This window comes from Micromonospora sp. NPDC023956 (genome assembly GCF_040639195.1).
Taxonomy (GTDB): domain Bacteria; phylum Actinomycetota; class Actinomycetes; order Mycobacteriales; family Micromonosporaceae; genus Micromonospora.
In genome coordinates, this window is the sequence record NZ_JBEZZN010000024.1 from 1 (window position 1) to 22,326 (window position 22,326).

Annotated in this window: 19 protein-coding genes; 6 read left to right on the forward strand and 13 right to left on the reverse strand. The window is 72.3% G+C overall.

The features are described from left to right. From AB0F58_RS28495 to AB0F58_RS28515, 5 genes are all read right to left on the reverse strand, one after another. Window positions 1-788: condensation domain-containing protein (locus AB0F58_RS28495; protein WP_357149449.1), on the reverse strand; the 788-nt coding region annotated here is incomplete at its 3' end. A gap of 146 nt (window positions 789-934) precedes the next feature. Then, window positions 935-1,405, reverse strand: coding sequence for a MerR family transcriptional regulator (locus AB0F58_RS28500; protein ID WP_357149452.1), 471 nt, complete (start codon window positions 1,403-1,405; stop codon window positions 935-937). Then, window positions 1,405-2,907: a SulP family inorganic anion transporter gene (locus AB0F58_RS28505; RefSeq protein ID WP_357149455.1), complete on the reverse strand. Its 1,503-nt coding sequence runs from the start codon at window positions 2,905-2,907 to the stop codon at window positions 1,405-1,407. Before AB0F58_RS28505 ends, AB0F58_RS28500 begins: the two co-directional genes overlap by 1 nt. 115 nt (window positions 2,908-3,022) lie before the next feature. Next, window positions 3,023-5,554, reverse strand: coding sequence for a DUF262 domain-containing protein (locus AB0F58_RS28510; protein WP_357149458.1), 2,532 nt, complete (start codon window positions 5,552-5,554; stop codon window positions 3,023-3,025). A 176-nt stretch (window positions 5,555-5,730) separates the two neighbouring features. After that, window positions 5,731-6,333, reverse strand: coding sequence for a TetR/AcrR family transcriptional regulator (locus tag AB0F58_RS28515; RefSeq protein WP_357149461.1), 603 nt, complete (start codon window positions 6,331-6,333; stop codon window positions 5,731-5,733). A 69-nt stretch (window positions 6,334-6,402) separates the two neighbouring features. Here AB0F58_RS28515 and AB0F58_RS28520 point away from each other — a divergent pair, with 69 nt between their 5' ends. Further along, window positions 6,403-6,945 carry a hypothetical protein gene (locus AB0F58_RS28520; RefSeq protein WP_357149463.1) on the forward strand — a complete coding sequence of 181 codons (543 nt, stop codon included), beginning with the start codon at window positions 6,403-6,405 and terminating at the stop codon, window positions 6,943-6,945. 992 nt (window positions 6,946-7,937) lie between these two features. Here the strand turns inward: AB0F58_RS28520 and AB0F58_RS28525 are convergent. From AB0F58_RS28525 to AB0F58_RS28535, 3 genes are read right to left on the reverse strand one after another with little or no spacing between them, the layout of a single operon-like run. Continuing rightward, window positions 7,938-8,966: a methyltransferase gene (locus AB0F58_RS28525; RefSeq protein WP_357149466.1), complete on the reverse strand. Its 1,029-nt coding sequence runs from the start codon at window positions 8,964-8,966 to the stop codon at window positions 7,938-7,940. Beyond that, complete coding sequence (locus tag AB0F58_RS28530; protein ID WP_357149469.1) at window positions 8,963-10,105, reverse strand: aminotransferase class V-fold PLP-dependent enzyme; 1,143 nt, start codon at window positions 10,103-10,105, stop codon at window positions 8,963-8,965. The genes AB0F58_RS28525 and AB0F58_RS28530 overlap by 4 nt, the downstream gene beginning before the upstream one ends. Further along, window positions 10,092-10,829 carry a tryptophan 2,3-dioxygenase family protein gene (locus tag AB0F58_RS28535; protein ID WP_357149471.1) on the reverse strand — a complete coding sequence of 246 codons (738 nt, stop codon included), beginning with the start codon at window positions 10,827-10,829 and terminating at the stop codon, window positions 10,092-10,094. The genes AB0F58_RS28530 and AB0F58_RS28535 overlap by 14 nt, the downstream gene beginning before the upstream one ends. A 383-nt stretch (window positions 10,830-11,212) precedes the next feature. Here AB0F58_RS28535 and AB0F58_RS28540 point away from each other — a divergent pair, with 383 nt between their 5' ends. Continuing rightward, window positions 11,213-12,949, forward strand: coding sequence for a LamG-like jellyroll fold domain-containing protein (locus AB0F58_RS28540; protein ID WP_357149474.1), 1,737 nt, complete (start codon window positions 11,213-11,215; stop codon window positions 12,947-12,949). 115 nt (window positions 12,950-13,064) lie between these two features. Here the strand turns inward: AB0F58_RS28540 and AB0F58_RS28545 are convergent, their stop codons facing one another. Then, window positions 13,065-13,685 (reverse strand): L-threonylcarbamoyladenylate synthase, encoded by a 621-nt coding sequence (locus AB0F58_RS28545; RefSeq protein WP_357149477.1) that lies wholly within the window; start codon window positions 13,683-13,685, stop codon window positions 13,065-13,067. A 229-nt stretch (window positions 13,686-13,914) separates the two neighbouring features. Here AB0F58_RS28545 and AB0F58_RS28550 point away from each other — a divergent pair, with 229 nt between their 5' ends. The 3 genes from AB0F58_RS28550 to AB0F58_RS28560 are packed head-to-tail and all read left to right on the forward strand — an operon-like array spanning window position 13,915 to window position 16,626. Then, window positions 13,915-14,133, forward strand: coding sequence for a hypothetical protein (locus tag AB0F58_RS28550; RefSeq protein ID WP_357149479.1), 219 nt, complete (start codon window positions 13,915-13,917; stop codon window positions 14,131-14,133). Next, window positions 14,126-14,800 carry a sigma-70 family RNA polymerase sigma factor gene (locus AB0F58_RS28555; RefSeq protein ID WP_357149482.1) on the forward strand — a complete coding sequence of 225 codons (675 nt, stop codon included), beginning with the start codon at window positions 14,126-14,128 and terminating at the stop codon, window positions 14,798-14,800. The genes AB0F58_RS28550 and AB0F58_RS28555 overlap by 8 nt, the downstream gene beginning before the upstream one ends. Further along, window positions 14,797-16,626, forward strand: coding sequence for a M48 family metalloprotease (locus tag AB0F58_RS28560; protein ID WP_357149484.1), 1,830 nt, complete (start codon window positions 14,797-14,799; stop codon window positions 16,624-16,626). Before AB0F58_RS28555 ends, AB0F58_RS28560 begins: the two co-directional genes overlap by 4 nt. Window positions 16,627-16,678: 52 nt before the next feature. On the opposite strand, the gene AB0F58_RS28565 is transcribed toward AB0F58_RS28560, so the two are convergent. Beyond that, window positions 16,679-17,641: an N-acetylmuramoyl-L-alanine amidase gene (locus AB0F58_RS28565; protein WP_357149487.1), complete on the reverse strand. Its 963-nt coding sequence runs from the start codon at window positions 17,639-17,641 to the stop codon at window positions 16,679-16,681. Next, window positions 17,641-17,811 (reverse strand): hypothetical protein, encoded by a 171-nt coding sequence (locus tag AB0F58_RS28570; protein WP_357149490.1) that lies wholly within the window; start codon window positions 17,809-17,811, stop codon window positions 17,641-17,643. The genes AB0F58_RS28565 and AB0F58_RS28570 overlap by 1 nt, the downstream gene beginning before the upstream one ends. Before the next feature lie 459 nt (window positions 17,812-18,270). Between AB0F58_RS28570 and AB0F58_RS28575 the strand changes: the two genes are divergently transcribed. Further along, window positions 18,271-18,540, forward strand: a complete 270-nt coding sequence (locus AB0F58_RS28575) for a GlsB/YeaQ/YmgE family stress response membrane protein (RefSeq protein ID WP_357149492.1) — start codon at window positions 18,271-18,273, stop codon at window positions 18,538-18,540. Window positions 18,541-18,556: 16 nt separating this feature from the next. Here AB0F58_RS28575 and AB0F58_RS28580 read toward each other — a convergent pair whose 3' ends face one another. Then, window positions 18,557-19,627 (reverse strand): LacI family DNA-binding transcriptional regulator, encoded by a 1,071-nt coding sequence (locus AB0F58_RS28580; protein WP_357149495.1) that lies wholly within the window; start codon window positions 19,625-19,627, stop codon window positions 18,557-18,559. Next, a complete protein-coding gene (locus AB0F58_RS28585; protein ID WP_357149498.1) occupies window positions 19,608-22,091 on the reverse strand; it encodes a glycoside hydrolase family 3 C-terminal domain-containing protein in 2,484 nt (827 codons plus the stop codon). The genes AB0F58_RS28580 and AB0F58_RS28585 overlap by 20 nt, the downstream gene beginning before the upstream one ends. Window positions 22,092-22,326: the final 235 nt, after the last annotated feature.

Consider the following 22,326-nt stretch of genomic DNA (forward strand, 5'->3'; position numbering starts at 1 on the left):
TGGATGACCATGAAGAGGGTGGCGTCGTTGGTGCGGGCGAGGGTGCGGAGGGCGTGGTGGGTGTCGGGGTCGATGGTGAGGTCGACGCGTCCGGCCCGGTAGGTGGCCTGTGCGGGTCGGGGGTGGTCGGTGGGCAGCGGCATCTCTTCCGGCAACCCGGCCAGCGTCGTACGCCAGTAGTCGAGCTGGCGGCTGACCTCGCTGTCCGGGTCGTCCTCGGCACCGAGGAGTTCCTGCTCCCAGAGGGCATAGTCGGCGTACTGGACGGGCAGGGGTTGCCAGTCGGGGGCGTGTCCGGCGGTGCGGGCGGTGTAGGCCTGGGCGAGGTCGTGGGCGAGCGGGCCGAGCGACCCGCCGTCCCCGGCGATGTGGTGCAGGTTCCACACCAGCAGATGTTCCCGCTCGGCGATGGTGAACAGCCGCACCCGTAGCGGTAACTCGGTGGCCAGGTCGAACGTCCACCGGCAGGTCTCCAGCACCGCCGCGTCGACCTCGTCGGCCGGGACGACCACCTGGGCGACGTCGACGGAGACTCCGGAGGCCGGCAGGACACGCTGCATCGGTTCCCCGGCCACCTCCACGTACACGGTGCGCAGGATCTCGTGCCGGTCCACCACGTCCCGTACGGCGGTGAGCAACGCGTCGGCGTCCACCCGATCGCGGATGCGGGTGACGATCGGGATGTTGTACGTCGCCGACGGACCCTCCAGCCGGTACTGGAACCACAACCGCCGTTGCGCCGACGACAGGGGGAACTCGGTGCACTCGACGGCTCCAGCGGGATCCATCCCGGCAACACCTCGTACTCTCCGTGAATGGTCAGCTTCACTGCGCCGCCGGAGTAAGGATCGAGGTGGGCACTCACCGGGAGCTTCCCGGATCCTTCCCGCCGGACTGTCGACGGGGGATCACGCCACGGGATCGGTGGGAGCGCTCAGCCGCCGTGCTGGTCGAGCCTCGCCCGTAACGTACCGGCGAAACCCTCGGCGACGGCGAGTTCGTCGCGGAGCGCGGCGACGCGGGCGTCGGCCGCCTCGTGGAACGTGGCGAGCCGGTCCCGCAGGGCGGTCCGGTCCCCACTCACGGCGGTGTCCAGGGCGTCGAGCAGGCCGAGCAGGTCACGCATCTCGTCGAGGGTGAACCCGAGCGGCTTCATCCGCCGGACCACGGCGAGCCGGTCGAGATCGGCCCCGGTGTAGAGGCGGAAGCCGCCCTCGCTGCGGGCCGAGGGGACGATCAGGCCGACCTCCTCGTAGTGCCGGATGGTGCGGATGCTGAGGCCGACCCGTTCGGCGGCCTCCCCGATCTGCACGAACCGACCGGGGCCGGGCGCCGGGCCGGCCGGACCGGAGTGCGCCGGGCCGGAGTGCGTGTCCGGCCCGGCCACCCCACCAGGGCCTGCCATCAGTGGCCGACGTCCAGGTGACCGGCGAGGGTGCCGTGGATGCGGGCACTGGGCGGGTTCAGCTCGACGATCTCGACGGTCTTGCCCCGGGCGGCGTACCGGGTGGTGACCGCGTCGAGGGCGGCCACCGAGGAGGCGTCCCAGACGTGGGCGTGGGTCATGTCGACGACCACGTGGTCCGGGTCGCCGGTGTAGTCGAACTGGTGGACCAGGTCGTTGCTGGAGGCGAAGAAGAGTTCGCCGTGCACCGAGTAGACACGGGTGCCGCCCCCGGCGTCGAGGACGCTGGTGACCTGGACGAGGTGCGCCACCCGGCGGGCGAAGACCACCATGGCGGTGAGGACGCCGACCAGCACGCCGATGGCCAGGTTCTGGGTGACCAGGGTGGTGACGACGGTGGTGACCATGACGGTCGTCTCGCCGTACGGCATCCGCCGGAGCGTGGCGGGGGCGACCGAGTGCCAGTCGAACGTGGACACCGCGACGACGACCATCACGGCGACCAGGGCAGCCATCGGGATGAGCGCCACGACGTCGCCGAGCGCGACCACCAGGACCAGCAGGAAGGCCCCGGCCAGGAAGGTGGAGAGGCGGGTACGCGCTCCGGACGCCTTTACGTTGATCATCGTCTGACCGATCATCGCGCAGCCGCCCATGCCGCCGAAGAACCCGGTGACGATGTTCGCCACGCCCTGCCCCCAGGACTCCCGGGTCTTGTTCGACGGCGTGTCGGTGATGTCGTCCACCAGTTTGGCGGTCATCAGCGACTCCATCAGGCCGACCAGCGCGATCCCGAGGGCGTAGGGCGCGATCAGGGTGAGGGTGTCCAGGGTCCACGGGACCTGCGGCAGGCCGAGGGTGGGCAGGCTGTCCGGCAGCGCGCCCTCGTCACCGACCGTCGGTACGGCCAGCCCGACGGCCACCGTTGCCACCGTCAGCAGCACGATGGCGACCAGGGGAGCGGGCACCGCGCGGGTCAACCGGGGCAGCCCGACGATGATCACCAGGGCGACGGCGACGAGCGGGTAGACCAGCCACGGCACCCCGATCAGGTGCGGGATCTGCGCGGCGAAGACCAGGATGGCCAGGGCGTTGACGAAGCCGACCATCACGCTGCGGGGGACGAACCGCATCAGCTTCGCCACCCCGAGCGCGGCCAGGACGATCTGGAACAGCCCACCGAGGATCACGGCCGCGACCAGGTGATCGAGGCCGTGCTTCTTGGCCAGCGGCGCCACCACCAGGGCGATCGCACCGGTCGCGGCGGAGATCATCGCCGGACGGCCACCGCAGATCGCGATGGTCACCGCCATGGTGAACGAGGCGAAGAGGCCCACCCGGGGGTCCACGCCGGCCAGGATCGAGAACGAGATCGCCTCCGGGATCAGGGCCAGGGCGACGACCAGGCCGGCGAGGACCTCGGTACGGAACACCGTCGACGAGGACAGCCAGGAGGGGCGGGACAGGCGCGGCCGGCGGGCCGCGGACAGGAGAGAGGACATGCGGCCATTTCCGGTCGGTACGGGGGAAGCCCGACCGACCGTACTCTCACGTCAGGGGAGAGTTCCCCCATCGTGATCATCGCCACCGGCGCCCCGTCCGCGCGGAGCCCCTGGTCTACTCCTCGTCGGTGAGTGGCTCCGAGTCCGTCGCCTGCGCCTGGTCGTAGAACCAGGCGAGCTGTTCCAGCAGCAGCTCGCGGGCCTTCGGATCGTTGAGCACCCTGAGGGAGAACCGGGGCCGCATGGCGATCTTGGCGGCGGCGATCTCCACGCCGGGAACCTGGTTCAACCGCTGCCGAAGCTCCTCCCGCAGGGCGATGTCATCGAACGGCGTCCGGATGCGCAGCCGCTGGAACACGACCTCGATCCGCCCGCGCGGACGGATGGACACCGGCCAGATGTCGCCGAGCTTGTGGTCCCTGCGCCGGGCCATGAGGAAGCAGGTGGTCTCCTCACCGGCCCCGTAGAGCAGGAATCCGCCGAGCTTGCACCACTCGTCGAGCAGGGAGAGCGTCGCGTGGGCCAGATCCGGGCCCTGAAGAACGGCGAGCTGTTCGGCGAACCGTTCGGCCCGCTCGGACGGTGGCGTGGCGGTCGGTCGGTCCGGCAGGTCGTCCGCCGTCATGCCGATGAGCTGCGCCAGCTCCTCGGTGACCATGCGCTGGGCGGGGTTGGCCCGCTCATGCTGGTCGAAGTGCACGCCCTCGGCCCGCAGCACGTCTCGGGGGTGGTCGGTACGCGCCGCGTCGAGCCAGCGGAAGTTGGGTGAGACGGTGCCTTCCACCTGGAGCACCCGGTGCGCGTTCGGGGCGGGATGGTTGGCGAGTCGGGCGCCGACCGGTACCGGGTGACTGCCGATGAGCGCGGCCACGTCCCCGTACGTCGTCCAGGACCCGGCGGGTAGCTCTGCGAGCACCCGGTCCATGACGTCCCACGGCACCTCGGATCCAGTGCCCGCGCCCTGGTTGGTCGGACCCGGCCAGAGCGAGATGATCCGGTCGGCCAGCGACTCGGCACGGGCGTGGATCTGTGCTCGACCCCACCGCTCCTGGGCGGCGATCTCCCGGTTGAGGGAAACTCCGCTCGTGCGGAGCTTCTCTCGTTTGACGGCGAAGGAACTGTTGCCCAACGACGAGTTGTAGCCGGTCAGCGTCAGGTTGCCCAGCGTGTGCACCAGGGCTTCGTACGCCTCAGCGGGGTTCTCGTCCGGTTCGAGGTCCGCTGCCAGTTCCTGCCGCCACTGCATGGTCGGGGTCTGCGGTAGTACGTGCTCGATGGTCAGCGAGTCCAGCCGCACCGGCTCCTTGTTGCCGTGCGACTCCTCCAGCCACCGGAGCACCAGGTTGCGCTGGTGTGGACGGCCGTTGAGGTAGTAGGGCATGGACCGTACCGAGCTGCGGACCTGGTCGTCGCCCGCGTAGTGCTTGCGGCCGGCCGACAGGTACGTCCGGACCGCCTCGTCGATCGACAGCTCCGTGCTCATCTCGGTCACCACGGAGAGCAGGATCCGGTTGATGTTGGCGGTGGCACGGCCGATCAGCAACCGCCGGACGAAGAAGCTCTCCACGTAGAGCATCGCCACGGCGATCTGCTCGGAGGTGGCGGCCTTCTCGTCGCGGCGCTCGAGCAGGTGCAGCAGCAGCGGGTAGACGGTGGTCGTTCCCCAGGCCTTCAGGCGCTCCAGCCGCAGCCGTACGCTCGGATCCTTCTCCTCCTCCGGATGCAGGATGACCCGCAGGAGGGCGCCGAGGCGGTTGAACCGCTCCACCTCGACCTCGATCTCCTTCTCGGAGCGCAGGGCGTTGAGTCGCGCCTGTTGCCGGGCGTAGACGTCGGTTTGTTTGACCCGAGGGTCCCGTTGCACCAGGTCGAGCCAGAAGAGCAGCTCCATATTCTCTTTCAGGCTCTCCTGGAGCGGTAGCCACAGCGACTGGTAGACCACTTTGCTGCGGGTCGGGAGACGCATGAAGAGGTAGTTGCGCAACAGGTCGGCCTGGGACAGCTTCAGGCCGGTGTTGTTCAGGGACTCGAAGATCCGGTAGACGTTGTCACCGTGCTGGGCGGTGACCGCGACCAGCGCCAGCCCAGAGATGACCGCGTCCTCGATCCGTGCGATGTCGAGCGGGTCCTCCGGGTCGTCGGCCAGCGCCAGCCGTCCCGTGAAGTACTGGTACGCCGCGCCTACCTGGTCCGTGCCCCCAGCCTGTGCCGTCGCGCCGAGGCAGGCCACGTAGGAGGCCTGGTCAGCCTGGGTCGGCACCAACTTTGGCCGCCGATCCTCCCACTTGTTGATCAGGTACTGCTCGTCGATCCGGTCCCGATGGCGGGGGTGCTCGTGCGTCGCCCGGTGGTCGCGGATGGCGCAGAGCAGGATGGAGAGGCTGGTGAGTCGCTGCTGACCGTCCACCACGAGGTACTCGGAGAGCCCCGCCGGGCCGTTGTCGGGGCTCGGCGCGAGCACGAGTGACCCGATGAAGTGGGTGACCCCTTCGTCCACCGCGCGATCCTCAGCCAGCTTCCGGACGTCCTCCCAGAGCTGTTCGAGCTGCTTCCCGCTCCATGAGAACGTGCGCTGGTACAGCGGCACCTGGTACTGCTTCGTGCCTTCCAGTAGTTCCCGCAGCGTGGTTTCCTTTGCCGCGACCATGGTCCGGCTCCTTCTACTGTGGATATGTGCCGAGCCCGGCAAGACAACCAGACGGGCGGCAGGCGGAACAACCAGCGTGAGGTGCCCATTCTCACCCCCTGGTCGGGCAGAACCTCACCTTCAGTGGCAGCGGGTCGAACAGACGGCCGAGCCTGGCGGGGAGCCCACGATCGGTGTCAGGGCTGGCTCGGGCGGCGGAGGTCGTCGAGGTGGTGGGCGAGGGCGGTCCGGACCCGGTCGGGCGGCATCAGATCGGGGTGCAGCAGCGCGTGCAGGGCGAGCCCGTCCAGCAGGGCGTGCAGCCGAGCCGTCTCGCTCGGTACGTCCCGGTCGGTGGCCGTCAGTCCGGCGTCGGCGAGCGCGGTGACGGCGAGTTCGGCGGCCCGCCGTACGCCGTCGTCGGCCTCGGCGACGTGGGTCCGCGCGACCGGGTCGGCCGGGGCTCGGGCGGCGAGCAGCAGCCACACCTCCATCTCCCGGATGCGCTGCTGGTCCAGGGGGAGGAACTCCTCCAGCATGCGTTGGACGACCTCGCGGACCGGTCCGGTCCAGTCCCCGGCGTGGAAGCGCCGGGTCGCCTCGGTGATGACGTGTTCCATGGCGAAGGCGAGCAGTTCGGTCTGGGTGGTGAAGTAGTGCCGCAGCGCGCCGGGTGACCAGCCGGCCTCGGTCGCGATGCTGCGCACGGTCGCGGCGGCCGCCCCCTCGCGGTAGACGACGCGCCACATCGCCTCGGCCAGCTCGGCGCGGCGGGCCTCGTGATCGACGATCTTGGGCAACGGCCCCTCCGGCTGGTGTGCGGTCCCCTGCTACGGTTATCGCACAGCGTACTAAAAACGGGGTGGGAGATGCTCGTCGGACTGATCATCGCGTGTGAGGTGGCCTTCTGGGTCGTGCTGGCGGCCGGGCTGATCGCCCGCTACCCGCTGCGCCGCCCCCGACTGGGGGCCGCCCTGCTGCTGGCCGTCCCCCTGGTCGACGTCGTGCTCCTCGTCGCCACCATGATCGACCTGCGCTCCGGGGGAACCGCGACGCTCGTACACGGCCTCGCCGCCGCGTACCTCGGCTTCTCGGTGGCCTTCGGGCACAGCATGGTGCGCTGGGCCGACCAGCGCTTCGCGCACCGGTTCGCCGGTGGCCCACCGCCGGTCAAGCCGCCCCGCTACGGCCGGGAGCGGACCCGGTACGAGTGGCGCGAGTGGGGCAAGGCCCTGCTCGGCTGGGCCGTCGCCTGCGCCCTGCTGGTCGGCGGGATCGTCCTGGTCGGCGACCCGGACCGGACGCGGGAGCTGGAGGCCTGGATCGGCCGGCTCAGCCTGGTCATCGTGGTCTGGCTGGTCTTCTGGCCGCTGTACTACACGGTCTTCCCGAAGCGGGAACCGCGCCGCTGACCTCGATCGTCAGCCCTGGTACGTCTTCTCGGTGGTCTTCTCGACCAGGTGCCGAGAGCGCCGTGGTCCGCTCGGCGGACGCCCCGTGGAGCAGGCACGTCGCCCGGACGTCGAGCCCGTGAACCGGCGCGAGGTGGTCGCCTCCGTACGTCCTCGGGCCGGCGCGGACGACCGTCGTGATACGTTCGGCGTCGCCGTGCGCTGCTGCGAACCGAGGAGGTGGGACCGATCAACGGTATGACAGGTCGGGGCTCCCTCCCTCGCATGGTCTAGGGAGTGCCCGCAGGAGGCATCCCGAAAGGCTTGGAACGCTGTGCGCTTCAACTCTGCGACGTCGTCCGACGGCGTCTCCGAACAACTCTTCACCCTCGGTGAGGTTCCCGGCGTGCTGTGGACGCCAGAAGGCGCCGCCGGTCCTCGTCCCCTCATGGTGATGGGACACGGCGGCGGTCAGCACAAGAAGGCCCCCGGCATCGTGGCCCGCGCGCACCGCTTCGTAACCGAAGGTGGGTTCGCGGTGGTGGCGGTCGACGTGCCGGGCCACGGCGACCGGCCGGAGGACGAGGAGTACCACCGGATCGCGACCGAGAACCAGGCTCGCGTGGACGCGGGGGAGGAGCTGGCTCCGCTGATCGCTGCCTTCCAGGCGCTCGTGGCTCGCCAGACCGTCCCGGAATGGCGCGCGGTCCTGGACGCGGTGCAGGATCTGGACTACGTCGGTGCCGGTCCGGTGGGCTACTGGGGGGTGTCGCTGGGTTGCGGACTCGGCGTTCCGTTCGTTGCCGCCGAACCCCGGGTCCGCGCGGCCGTCTGGACAGCGGGCTGCGGTTCTTCGCCCGGCACCTCGGCTGACACCGCCGCCGGTGGCCCGCCACGCGCCGATCGGGATCCGCTCCCGGTCGGCGCGGACAGCGAAGGCTGGTCAGCGGGGCTGGCCGAGTCGGATGGGGCGGGTCCCACCCGTACCCCACCCCATCCGATGAGCGCTGCCCTCAGTGCTCCGGCTTGTGGGCGACGACCAGCTCCCAGCCGCCGGGGAGCACCTCGACCTTCTCGAAGCCGCTTTCGGTCAGCAGGCCGGTGTAGAACTCCACCTCACGCAGCCGGCTGACGCAGCTGTCCACCCCGATCAGGAAGTACGACCAGAAGAACTGCATCGCCAACCGGTCCGGCGTGCGGAACTCCTCGCAGATCAGCAGCATCCCGCCCGGCGGCAGGGCCGCGTACGCCTTCTCCACCAGCATCCGGGCGACGTCGTTCGGCCAGTCGTGCAGCACCCGGACGAAGGAGATCGCGTCGTACCCGGACGGCAGCGGCTCGGCGAAGAAGTCACCGCCGACGAAGCCGAGCCGCTCCGGGTCGACACACCCCGTCCGGGTCTGCTCGACCAGCGGCCCGACCGCCGGCAGGTTGTAGACGTCGACCCGCAGCTCCGGCGCGTCCCGGAGCACCCGCGCGGCGAGCGTGCCGTCGCCACCGCCCACGTCGAGGAAACGACGACGCCCCGCCCAGAGCCGGTCGGCGTGCTGGCCGAAGACCTCGACCACCGGGCCGAGTCCGACCGACATGCTCTGCTCGAACGAGGCGGTCTGCTCGTCGGTCTTCGGCGGCCAGGCGAAGTCGTCGTCGGTCATGCTGACCTCGCCGCGCAGGCTCTCGGCGAGCCGGCCGTGCAGCTGCCGCCACGGGTACCGGTCCCGGTCCTTCTCGATCGACCCCGGCCCGACCACCGCCCGCACGGCGTCGCGCAGGCCGGGCGTCGCCCGGTAGCTGGCGTCGGTGATGTCGTCGCCCTTCTCCTTCCGTTCGACGACGCCGACGCTCTCCAGGCAGTCGAGGAACTTGTAGAGCCGCAGCGGCCGGACGTCGAACCGGGCCGCCAGCTCGCCCAGGCGGACCGGACCCGGCTCCAGGGCGTCGAGCAGCCCCATGCCGAGCGCGGTCTCCAGGACGTCCACCGCCTTGCTCGCGTTGACCAGCAGGCTCATCAGTGCGCGGGGCGACAACGACGGAGTGCTCATCGGCGGATTCCCTGCCATTCCTGTTCCAGTGCGTCCATGAACTCGTCGATCTCGTCGAGGGTGTTGTAGACGTGCGGCCCGATCCGCAGCCAGCCCCGCCAGGAGCACACCATGTTCCGGGCGGCCAGCCGGTACTTGACCGCCTCCCCGTCGGGGACGTCGAGGCAGACCACGCCGCCCCGCTCCGGGCCGACCGGGCTGACCACCGGGATGCCGGCCGCGCCGGCCCGGTCGATGACCCGCTGCGTGCAGCGCAGCGAGTGCGCCCGGATCGCCTCGATGCCCACCCCGCCCAGCAGGTCCAGGCCGACCTGGGAGATGAGCGAGGTGAGCGGGTACGGCGTGCCACCGGCGAACCGCTGCGCGCCCTCGGCGAAGCCGGTCGACGGCTGGAAGGTCAGCGCCCGGTCGCCCGCCTGCCAGCCGGTCGCCGCCGGTTCGAGGTGCGGCAGCAGGTCCGGGCGTACGTAGAGGAAGGCCGTCGCCGCCCCGCACATCCACTTGTGCGCGCCGCCGAGCAGGAAGTCGACGCCGAGCGCGGTGACGTCCAGCGGCATGACGCCGACGCTCTGGAAGGCGTCGACCGCCACCAGGGCGCCGACCGAGTGCGCGTGGGCCACCAGCCGGGGCAGGTCCAGGACCGCGCCGGAGGAGAAGCTCGCGTGCGGTACGCAGACCAGCAGCGTCCGTTCGTCGATCCGCTCCTCCAGGGCGTCCTGGTCGAACCGGGGGCCGCCGGTGCCGACCACGTCGGGCTGCGCGCCGTAGCGGCGGAACGCGTTCCAGACGAACGGCACGGTGGGGAACTCGAGGTCGGTGGTGACCACCCGGTCGCGCGGCGGGCGGTAGTCGAAACAGGAGGCCACCCGGACCAGCAGGGCGCTCAGGTTGGCGTCGGTGGCCACACTGCCGGCGGGCGCGCCGAGGAACGCGGCGAGGGTGTCGGCGTACCGGTCGAGGGCCTCGTGCCATCCGCCCCAGACGTCGTCGCGCCAGGTGCGCAGGGTGTCCCAGTAGCCGGTCAGCACCTCCTGCACGCCGCGGGGCACCGCCCCGGTGGAGTTGCTGTTCAGGTAGACGCAGGTGTCCAGGACCGGGAACTGCGCGCGGAACGCGGCGTCCACGTCACGCCCCCGCACCGGCGGTGACCGCCGGGTCCGGGTGCTCGTCGGCGGTGGGGTGCGCGTCGGTGAGTCCGGTGCGGGCCCGCCACAGGTCGGGGAAGAACCGGTGGTCGATCAGCTTGGCGAGCCAGTTCGCCGGGCTGCCCTGGGTGCCGATCTCGCCGTGGCTGCCGATCCGAATGGCGATCTTGTAGTGCCGGACCCGCCACAGGGCGACCCGCTCGTCCCATTCGACCATCGCCTCGGCGAGCCGGTACACCGGGTCGGCCGGGTTGCCCGTGTAGAGCCTGCGCAGGTCGATCCCGTGCGCGGCGCGGTACGCGGCGAACGCCTGGTCGAGCCGGCGGCTCGCCGCCTGGGCCTGCTTCCAGCCGGGCGACTCGGCGCCGGAGCCGTTGCCGAGCACCGGGACGAGGGCCTGGAAGGTGGCCGGTGGGAGGTGCCGGAACATGTCGAGCTGGTCGCTGACCAGCCGGACGGCGAGGGCGGCCCGGCCCAGCAGCAGTTCCGCCTCGGCCAGCTCCCCGTCGTCGATCCGGGCGGCGGCCTCGGTCAACTCGGCCACGGCGAGCTTGAACCACAGCTCGGCGGACTGGTGCACCACCTGGAAGAGCAGTTCGTCCCGGTGGACCATGTCGGCCGGGTCCCGTTGCAGGGCGAGCAGCGTGTCCGTCCGCATGTAGCGCGCGTAGTCCGTGGCTCCCTCGCCGGGGAGCACGGGCCCGTGGTCTCGCTTCACAGATCCGTCCCTTTCCTGGGTGCCGGTGGACCCGGGTCGAGCCGGGACCGCCGATGATCGCGGCTCATTATCCAGTGACGCCGGACGATCGATGGGTGGCCCCCCGTGTCGGTCACTGGTGCGAACATCGGCGCGACGGCAACCGATTCCGATCCGTCCGATGCGGACCGAAGGGTGGCGCCACTCCACTGTGGTGTGGTTCCGCCCGGTTGTCCGGACCGGTCGACTCGGGCCCGGCCGGCCCGCCCGCCGCTCCCCACCGATCGACATCTCTCGTTGACAGGCCGGTGAACCAGGGGTTACGTTCCTGCCAATAGGAAAGCGCTTTCCCTTCGGTTCGGTCAGCCCCGACCGGAGGGTCGTGCCGTCTTCGGGAGGTCGCCTTGGACACACCGGTTCGGTCCCGTTCCACCCGGCGGGGGCGGTGGGCCGCGCTCGGCGGCGCGGTCGCCGTGCTCACCGCCGCCGGGTTCGCTCTCGCCCCCACCGCCTCCGCCGCCACCGTCTTCTCCGCCGACTTCGAGAGCGGCGGTCTCACCTCCTGGTCCAAGTCCGGTGGTAGCTGGGCGGTGCAGGCCGACGGCTCGCAGGTCGCCCGGCAGTCCAACGCCGGCAGTGAGAACGCGCGGCTGTTCAACGCCCCGACCAGCCTCACCGACTACACCGTCCAGGCCCGGGTCAAGCCGGTGAGTCTCGGCTCCAACGGCTTCGTCGGTCTGCTCGCCCGGGCCGCCGGGTCGACCAGCTTCTACCGGCTCGCGCTCCTTCCCGGCCGGGCCGAACTCCAGGCGGTCAACGGCAGCACGGTGACCGTCCTGGGCAGCTCCACCCGGAGCGTGGCCAACGGCACCTGGTACCAGCTCGCGCTGACCACGAGCGGGTCCGTGGTGAGCGCGTCGGTCGACGGCGCGCCGGTCGCCTCCCGGTCGGCGTCCGGCCCCACCTCCGGGCGGATCGGTCTACAGACGTCGTACGCGTCGGCCTCCTTCGACGACGTGGTGGTGACCACCGGTGGCACCACCCCGACCACCCCACCGCCCACCACCGCTCCGCCGACCACGACGCCGCCGACCACGACCCCACCCACCACGGCACCGCCGACCACCCCGCCGGCCACCACCCCGCCGCCGACCACCCCGCCCGGCAACGCCACCGGCCTCCAGGGCTTCGCCACGATGAGCGGCCACGGCCGGACCGGCACCAACGGCGGTACGGGCGGCCCGACGGTGACCGTGACCAGCTACGCCCAACTCGCGGCAGCGGTCGCCGACGACGCCCCCCGGATCGTGCGGGTCTCCGGCACCATCACCGGCATCGGGGCGGACATGCTGGACGTCGGCTCGAACAAGACCATCATCGGGGTCGGCTCCACCGCCACGATCAGCGGCTTCGGCCTCGACGTCAACGGTTGGGGCCCGGACGAGGTGGCCTGGGGCGGCGACATCTGCGACCCGGCCGAACGCACCCAGTTCACCCACGTCCAGAATGTGATCATCCGCAACCTGAGTTTCCGCAACGCGCCCGACGACTCGATCAACGTGCAGTGCTACTCGCACCACGTCTGGATCGACCACAACACCTTCCACCCGGGCGCGGACGGCTCGGTGGACGTCAAGCGCGGGTCGGACCTGGTCACCGTCTCGTACAACCGGTACGTCGGCACCGACAAGTCGATGCTGCTCGGGCACAGTGACAGCAACGGCGCGCAGGACACCGGCTACCTGCGGGTGACCTACCACCACAACTGGTTCGACGGTTCCAACACCCGGCACCCCCGGGTCCGGTTCGGCTACGCGCACCTCTTCGGCAACTTCGTCCAGGTCGACGACTACTTCATCGGCCTCGGTGTGCAGGGCAGCATCTTCGCCGAGAGCAACTACGTCAAGAGCGCGAAGACCATCACCGAGGACTTCGGCAACGCCGGGCTGACCTGGCGTCCCAGCAACTTCTACGACCCGGCCACCATCACCCGCGCCAACGACTCCGGCAAGGACATGGACGACTGGCTGCGGATCACCAACAACGTCGCGGCGCCGCCGTACAGCTACTCGGCGGGTTCCGCCTCGGCGACCCCGCCGGCGGCGGGCGCCGGGGTCGGCGGGGCCGACGTGATCCCCTGACCGGTCCGGCCGGGGCGGGCCGCCGGCTCACCCCCACCACCACACCCCGCCGCGCCCTGTCCTGAGCGCTGACGCACCGGTGCCCGGCCCCGACGCCGGGCACCGGTGCGTCGGCTCACTCGAAGCGGGTCGGGTCCCCGGCCCCCCGGCGGACGATCTCGGCCGTGCCCTGCGAGAAGTCGATCACCGTGGTCGGCTCGGTACCGCACTCACCGGAGTCGACCACCGCGTCGACCGCGTGGTCGAGCGTCTCCTTGATCGTCCAGCCCTGGGTCATCGGCTCGGCCTCGCCCGGCAGCAGCAGGGTGCTGGAGACCAGCGGCTCGCCCAGTTCGGTGAGGAGCGCCTGCGCCACGGTGTGCCGGGGGATGCGCACGCCCACGGTCTTGCGCTTCGGGTGCAGCAACCGGCGCGGCACCTCCCGGGTCGCCGGCAGGATGAACGTGTAGCTGCCGGGCGTCGCCGCCTTGATCGACCGGAACAGCGCGTTGTTGATCTGCACGAACTGGCCGAGCTGGGCGAAGTCCCGGCAGACCAGGGTGAAGTGGTGGTCGTCGTCGAGATGTCGGATCTGGCGGATCCGGTCGATGCCGGCCTTGTTGCCGAGCTGGCAGCCGAGCGCGAAGCAGGAGTCGGTCGGGTAGGCGATCAGCCCGCCGTCGCGGACGATCCCGACCACCTGGCCGATGCTGCGCGGTTGCGGGTTGTCCGGGTGCACGTCGAAGTACCTCGCCATGCGCCGGAGCATAGAAGCGCAGGTCGCCGTACCGCCAATCCGCCTCGGCGCGCCCGGCGCGCCGCCCGGCCGCGCCCGGCACGGTGGCGGACCGCCCGGTGACCGGGTGCGGCCACGCCGCGTGGACCCGGCGAAAGTCGGGGCGGACGGTGAAGAAACCGGTGTCCGGCGGGCTCTACCTGATGACCGACGCGTCAGCGACCGGTCCGCGGGAGAGAGCGAGGTACCGATGGACAGAACGACGGTCGTCCTGGAGGTGGCCACCGGCGCGGTGGGACTGGCCCTGGCCGTCACCAGGCTGGTGACCGGGACGGCGGACTGGTGGTCCGGCCGTCGCCGGCTCGCCGCTGTCGAACAGGCGACATCCCGGCCCGGCGCGGTCGGCGATGCTGGGAGGGCCCGTTCCGGCGTGGAGCGGGCCGGCACGTGGGAGGACGACGGTGCATGAGTACGCCGACTTCGACGACTTCGTCGTCCGGACCCGGTCGGCGATGCTCGCCCAGGCGGTCATGTACTGCGGTCGCCGCCCGGACGCCGAGGATGCGGTGCAGGAGGCCTACCTGGCGGCCTACCTGCACTGGTCGCAGCTGCGCGAGCCACGGGCCTGGGTGGAGACGACGGTGAGGCGGCGGTTCGCCCGGGAGGCCGGTCGCTGGTGGTCACGGTGGCGGCGCACGGAGCTGGAGGTGCCGGTCCCCGCCACGTCCACGCCGGACGAGGAGGTCGCCGCCGTGGCCGTGCTGCGCAGCATCGGGCTGCTGCCGTCCCGGCAGCGTCAGGTTCTGATCATGGTGTGCCTGGAGGGCATGACCTACCGGCAGGTCGCCGACGAGGTGGGGATCAGCGTGGGGGCGGTCGGCGCCAACCTCGCCAAGGCCCGGGAGCGGCTGGCCGTCCTGCTCGGACTCACCGGCGGTCCACACCGGCCGGGCGACCCGCTGGTCGCCGGGGTGCTCACCCGGCCCGGTCCGGGCGGCCAGCCGGGGTACGGCGAGGACGCGCTGACGGGGGCGCTGCGCCGGACCGAACGGTGGCTGGTCCGCGGCTTCGACGCCGATCCGGGGTCGGCGCACCGGCTGTGGACGGCCGGGCACCGGCAGCGGGACCTCCCGTGACCGCCTCGCTGCGGGCGCTGCTCGCCCTGGCCCTGCTGGCCGGCGTCCACCTGTTCACCGGTCTGCTGGTGCTGCTCTGGATCGGCTTCGCGATCGGCGCGGTCTGGGTGGTCGGCCGGCGGGGGGCCGGTCCGCAGTTCAACACGACGCCGTTGCTGCTGGCCTCGGCGACCTTCGTCCCGCTGCTGCTGGCCGTGCGGGAACTGGTCCGGGCCAGCCGCCCGGCCGGTCCCCGTCCCGACTCCGTGCTGCTCACCCGCAGCCAGGGAGCCGCGCTGTGGGCGCTGGTGGGGACACTGGCGGAGCAGATCGGCACCGATCCGCCGCTGGAGATCCGCCTCACCGGCGAGGCCAACGCGGCGGTCACCGACGACGCCTGGCTGCTCGCCCCGGCCGGCCGACGGAGGCTCTACGTCGGGGTACCGCTCCTGGTCGGCCTCCGCCCGGACGAACTGCGGGCGGTGCTCGCGCACGAGCTCGGCCACTACGCGCGCCGGCACGCGCGGTTCAGCGAGCCCGCCCACCGCGCGTACGCCGGCATGGTGATGGCCCGGCAGCGCATCCGGGAGGTGATGGTCGCCAACCCGTTGGCACGGCACTACGCCGGGCTTCTGCTGCTCACCGTCAGCGCCTGCGCGGGGCTGACCTACCGGCTGGTGCGACCCGTCCGGCAGCGGCAGGAACTGGAGGCCGACCGGATCGCCGCCGAGGTCGCCGGGGCCGCCGCGCTGGCCGACGGGCTGCGGTCCGTGCCGGCGGTCGCCGCCGCGTGGGCCCGGTTCGAGGAGGACCTCGTCGAGCCGGTGCGCCGCGCGACCGGTACCGTCCCGGACGACCCGCACCGGCCGTTCGCCCACCTGCTGGCGGACCCGGATCACCGGACCGAGTTGGCGGCGCTGCGCCGGGCCGCCGAGCGGCTTCCGGCCGACGGGTTCCACCCCGCCATGCGGCGTCGCCTCGACCGGTTGGCCGGGCTCCGCGACGAACCGGGGCTGCCACCCGCTCCCGAGGTGGCCGCCGCGCTCGCGCCCGGCCCGCTGCGCCGGGCGACGAGGTACCCGGGGCGGAGGCGGCCGTGGCGGGAGTGGCTCGACACGCTCGCCGCCCACCGGGCGGGCGAGGCGGTGACCGCGGTGACCGGGGTGCTCCGACCCGGTCCGGGACCGGTGACCGTGGCGGGGGTGCTCCGCGAGGTGGGTGCCGGCGGGGCCGGCCGGGCCGTCCGCGCCCTCGGCCCGGATCCGCGGGTGGGGCGGGCACGGCTGGTCGAGGGCCTGTCCGCGCTGGTGGGGCTCTGCCTGGTCCGGGCGGGCCAGGCCCGCGTGACGGCGTGCTGGACGGGGTGCGGCCGGTTCAGCGGTGCGGCCGTCGACCACGACGACGTCACGGTCTGGGTCACCGCGGCCCTCGACGATCCGGACGGGGTGCCCCGACTGCTGGCCCGGCTGACCGCGCTCGGGGCCGATCCCGACGACGCCGTGCGGGCCGTGCCGACCGGGCCCTCCCGGGCGCTGACCATCACCCCGGCACTGGACGAGGCCACCCGACGGCGGCACCAGGACATCGCCTACGTGTCGCTGGCCGTGCTGCTGGGGCTGGCCCTGCTGGGCTTCGTGCACTGGCTGAACGACGAGCCGGAGCCGCGGTATCCGCCGGGCTTCACACCCACCTGGCCGGTGCTGACGGATCCGCTGGACCGGGAACCCCTGCCGGGTCTCCACTCCGTGCCCGGCTTCCCGCTCGGCCCGACCCGGGCGCCCCTCCTGCCGGACTGGACACCGCCACCGCTGCCGGACCTGGTGCCCCGCTCCGTCCCGGGCGGATGAACCGCCGGGGCGCCGCACCCGACCCGAACGGATGCGGCGCCCCGGTCGCGGGTCAGACCCGGGTGACCCGGATGGCGTCGGCGATGACCAGGCCGCTGGCGGTGGTCCACCGGCTGACCCCGACACGGTTCGCGTCGCCGGCCGGCAGCGTGAACGTCCCGAGGGTGCGCCACTGGCCGCCCGTGCGCTGGTCGACGACGATCGTCTTGTTGCCGGTCGTCGTCGAGACGATGTACGGCGTGGCGCTGTTGTAGCCGGAGACGCCCGGCCACCAGGCGTCCACCCGGTAGTTCGCGGTCGCCGGAACATTCACCTTGTACCAGGCGACGTCGCTGGCCAGGACGGGGTTGGCATACCGGTAGTCGGCGCCGTACCGCTGGCCCGAGTACGTCGAGACGCCCCAGTTGGCGCTGGCGGTGAACCGGCCGGCCGTGGTGTTGTCGACGATGGTGCTCCACGTTCCACCGCCGCCCGACATCTTGGCGGCCACGTCGGCGCGCATGACGTTCAGGTCGATGAAGGACGGGTCGATCTTGCCGCTCGTGCTCGTCTCCCGGTGGCCCCGGGCATAGCTGGAGTCCTTGCCCAGCCGCTTGAGCACGGCTGCGGTCGCGGCGACCGAGGCGTTGTACTGCGCCGCCGTCATCTCCTGGTTCACGCCGTTGTAGTCGATCTCCCACCCGATCATCAGGGTGTTGCCGTCCCCGGCGGGGATCGGCCCGCTGCCCCGACTGGTGCCCGCGTGGTTGCAGCGCCCGGCGGAGATGACGTGGAAGACGCCGTGGTAGTCGACCAGCGCCTGACAGAGCGGGCCGGGCAGGTCGGACCGGCCGTTGATGCAGACGTTCAACGCGGGGTGCGGGTTGCTGGCGCTGGAGGTCGCGGCGGTGTGGTGCCAGAGCACGCCGATCGGGTTGAAGTCACCCGGCCGCATCCGGTTCAGCCAGTCGCCCTGGACCACCACCTGCACCCCGGCGGAGCGCAGGACGTCCACGAGCCAGGGGATGGTGGCCATCAGGCCTCCTCGAGCAGGTCGGCCAGGCACTCCACGCGCTTGGCGGCGCGGGTCGGCGCGGCGCTGGCCGAGACGGGTGCGGCGGCGACGGCGGCGGATGCGGCGACCACGAGGGCCGGGATGCCGAGAAGACCTCGGCGCCGCAGTCGGATGGATCGTGGAGTGGCCACGGCGCTCCTTAGGAACGATGGTCCAGCGGGGGTGTATCTGGTCGACGACCAGGTGATCGGCACGCTATATCCTCATGAGCATCTATGTCGATAGTCTTCGCGTCTCTTTATCTACGTGAAACTCTTCGACGATCACCGGGCGGCCCGCCGCCCCCGTCGGTAGCGGCGCCCGGCCTGTCCGTCACCGGGCGCCGGCCGCCGACAACCGGTCCTCCCGGGTGGGCCGGGGCGGTCGATTACGCCGGATCGGTCCGGTACGCCCGCTGCTGCGGCATGCTGATCGGTGAGGTGGGTCGTCCGGCCGTCGGTCATCCCGGCGGGCCGGGCGGATGACGGCCGGCACGCGGGACCGTGACGGTTCCATGACGAAGCAGCCGTTCCGCCGCGAACCGCGTTTCAGCAGCTCGGAGCGGTGGGGATGGGTACGTTGACTGACAGACCCGGAAGGGAAGGTACCCCGTGGAAGTAACCGGCTTTTTCACCGCGCTCGTCATCGGCCTGATCATCGGTGCGCTCGGCCGACTGGTCGTGCCGGGCCGGCAGTCCATCCCGATCTGGCTCACCCTGCTCATCGGTGTGATCGCCGCCGTGCTCGGCACGCTCGTCGCCGGGCTCCTCGGGGTCGACGACACCCGGGGGATCGACTGGATCGAACTCGCCCTCCAGGTGGTCTTCGCCGCGGTGGGCGTCGCGATCGTCGCCGGCACCTACGGCAAGAACCGGCGCTGACGGCGTCGCCCTGCGGTCACCCCGGCGCTGGCGCGGTGCTGCCGCGTACGGTCAGCCGGGGTGCCAGCAGGGTGGCGTCCGGCACCGGCTCGCCGGTGAGCTTGCGCATCAGCAGCGACACCGCCTCCCGGCCGGTCTCCTCGGCCGGCACCGGAACCGAGGTCAGCGCCGGGCTGGCCCGCTCCGCGAACTGGTCCGGGCAGACCGCCACCACCGAGACGTCCTCCGGCACCCGCCGACCGAGGGCGGGCAACGCGGCCAGCACCGGCCCGACGGCGGCCTCGTTCTGCACCACCAGCCCGGACAGGTCGGGGGAGCGGGTCAGCAGGTCGGCCAGCTCGTCCCGGACGGCGGCCACCTCCTCCGGGCAGGGTCGCGTCTCGGCCGCCACACCGAGCCGGGTCGCGGCCGCGGTGAACCCGGCCCGGGTCCGGTGCGCGAACCCGGTGCCCCGGTCGTAGACCGCCGTCGGCGCGCCGAGCAGGGCGACCCGGCGGTGCCCGAGCGCGGCCAGGTGCTCGACGCAGACCTCCCCGGCCCGGTGGAAGTCGAGGTCCACGCAGGTCAGGTCGGTGGGATCGGCGGGAAAGCCGATCAGCACGCTGGGCCGGGTCAACGCCCGTAGCAGCGGCACCCGGTTGTCGTGCATCTCCACGTCCATCAGCACGATCCCGTCGACCATCGCGCTGGCCGCGATCCGTCGCAGCCCGGCGGCTCCCTCGTCGGCGGTGAGCAGCAGGACGTCGTGGTCGTAGCGCCGTGCGGTGGTCACCACGGCGGTGGCGTACTGCATCAGCACCGGCACCTGTGCCCCGGTACGCAGCGGCAGGACCAGCGCGATGACGTTGGCCCGCCGGCTGGCCAACGCCCGCGCCCCGGCGTTGGGGTGGTAGTCGAGCAGCCGGATGCTGGCCAGCACCCGGCTGCGGGTGGCCGCCGAGATGGCCCGCTTGCCGCTGAGCACGTACGACACGGTGCTGACCGCGACCCCGGCGTGCCGGGCCACGTCGGCGATCGTGACCAGGTCGGCCGACTTCACCGGACGGGTCGGGGAGCCGGCGGCCCGGTCACCGGGTGGCGCCGACATCGAAGGGTTCCCGCTCGGGCCGCCATCCGGCCGACCCGCCGGCCACGGCGAGCACGCCGACCAGCCGGATGTCCCGCGACGAGCGCCCGACGAGCACGCTGTGCCGGGCGTCCTCCAGCACGGGCCGCCCCCGAGACTCGTCCCAGTACGCCAGGTCGGCGACGCGCAGCCGAAGGGTGACCACCCGGCGTTCGCCGGGGGCGAGGGTGATCCGGGCGAAGTCGCGCAGCTGGCGCAGCGGCTGTTTGACCCGGGAGCGACGCTGGCGGGTGTAGAGCTGCACCACCTCCTCGCCGGGGCGGTCGCCGCTGTTGGTCACCGTCACGCTCACCCCGACCTCCTCGTCGGCGGTGGCCGACGCCGCGCTCAACTCCAGGTCAGCGTAGTCGAACCGGGTGTAACCGAGCCCGTGGCCGAACGGGTAGAGCGGATCGCCCCGGTGGTAGAGGTAGGTGGCGTCCGCCTCGATGACGTCGTAGTCGAGCAGGTCGGGCAGTTCGGCGGCGTCCCGGTACCAGGTCTGGGGCAGCCGGCCGCCCGGTTCGGCGTCGCCGACCAGCACCGAGGCCAGGGCCGCGCCGTACTCCTGGCCACCGTGTGCGGACCAGAGCACCGCCGGCAGGTGCGCGTCGGCCCACCCGACCGCGTACGGGTAGCTGCTGCTCAGCACCAGCACGGTCCGGGGGTTGGCGGCGTGCACCGCCGCCAGCAGGCGCTGCTGTCCGGCGGGCAGGGCCAGGTCGGTCCGGTCCTCGGTCTCTCGACCGTTGACCATCGGGTGGTTGCCCAGCACCACCACGGCCACGTCGGCGTCGGCGGCGTGCGCGGCGGCTCCGGCCACCCCGTCGGCGACCAGTTCGACCCGGAACGCGGTGGCCGCGACGGCGTCGACGGCGTCCGCCCGCAGCAACCCGTCCGGGCCGACGGTGACGTACCGGTCGGTGGCGACGTGGTGCAGCACCACCGTGCCGTCCGGGCCGGGACGGCACCGGAAGGTCTCCCGGACCACCCACTCACCCGGTCCGGGCCGGTCGTTGACGAGCAGCCCTTCCTCGTCCGCCCGGACGTGCCGCCCGTTCGCGACCGCGCGCAGCGCCAGCAGGTCCGCGCCCCAGTCGAAGACGTCCAGGTGGGTGTCGTCGGTCGCGGCGGTGGCGTCGGCGGTGAGCGTCGTGCCGTCCGGCGTGCCGGCGCAGCGGACGTACCGGTCGCCGACCCGTAGCGCGATCCGGTCGGCCCCCTCGTGGGTGGTCACCGTGCGGTACCGCCCGGCGAGCGCCCCGAAGGCGGTGACCGCGTACGGCAGGGTGCCGCTGTACCAGTCCGTCAGGAGGGTGTCGGCCAGCGGGCCGAGCACCGCCACCCGCAGCCCCGGGTCGGCGGACAGCGGCAGCAGCCCGTCGTTGCGCAGCAGCACGATCGACTGCCGGGCGGTCTCCCGGGCCAGCGTCCGGTGCGCGGGGCAGTTGACGGTGTCCGGCGACACGTCGGCGTACGGGTCCGCACTCTCCGGGTCCAGGTCGCCGAGCCGGGCCCGGACGGTGAGGATCCGCCGTACCGCGGTGTCCACGTCGGCCTCGGTGACCAGCCCCCGGCGCAGCGCCTCGGTGAGCCGCCCGACGGTCGGCGTGCTGTCCTCGCCGTCCTCGGTGAAGTTGTCGATCCCGGCGCGCAGCGCGGCGGCGAAGCCCCGGACGTGGTCGGGCAGGTGGCCCTGTACGCCGGCGATGTTGGTCACCGCGCCGGCGTCGCCGACCACCATGACCTCGCCCGGGGCGTACCGGCGCAGCTCGTCGGCGATCAGCGGGCTCAGGTGCGCCGGCACCCCGTTGACCAGGTTGTACGAGGCCATCACGGCGACTGCGGCGTCGGCGGCGAGGGGGGCCCGGAAGGCGGGCAGTTCGTACTCGTGCAGCACCCGGGGCGGCAGGTCGCTGGAGGTGGTGGCCCGGTCGGTCTCGTTGTTGTAGCCGAGGAAGTGCTTCAGGGTGGGTGCGGTGCGCAGCCGCCAGGGATGGTCCCCGCGCAGTCCGCGCGCGTACGCGGTGGCCAGGTGCCCGGTCAGCCAGGGATCCTCGGCGAAGCCCTCCTCGTTGCGTCCCCAGCGCGGGTCGCGCAGCGGGTTGACCACCGGTGCCCAGACGTTGAGTCCGACCCGTTCCGGGTCGGCGTGGTGCAGGGCGCGGACCTCCTCGCCGACGGCGGTGCCGACCGCGCGCAGCAGCTCCGGGTTCCAGGTGGCGCCGAGCCCGACCGCCTGCGGGAAGACGGTGGCCGGTCCGAGCCACGCCACCCCGTGCAGCGCCTCGGTGCCGGTCCGGAACGACCGCAGGTGGAGCCGGGGCACCGGGGCCTGGTGCTGGTGCAGCAGCCCGATCTTCTCCGGGAGGGTGAGCTGGCCCAGGAGGTGGTCGACGCGGGCGCCGAGGGCGTCGCCGGATGCGGGATCGGTGCGGTTGGTCATGGTGGGTCCGTTACCTTCCTGGCCTGCCTCGGCCCGTTCCGGTGTCGAAGCGCTTCGACGAGCGGCCGGCGCGGGGCGTGCGGCATCGGGGTGAGAGGTAGCCGTCAGCCCGGTCGGCGCGAAGCGCTTCGACGGCATGCGCGAGTGACCCGCCCCTGTTGCCCACGTGTTACGGGGCGGCTGTCTGAGGCTTGCACCAGGGCCGTCCTCCGGTCAAGAGGTGAATGGGATCGCT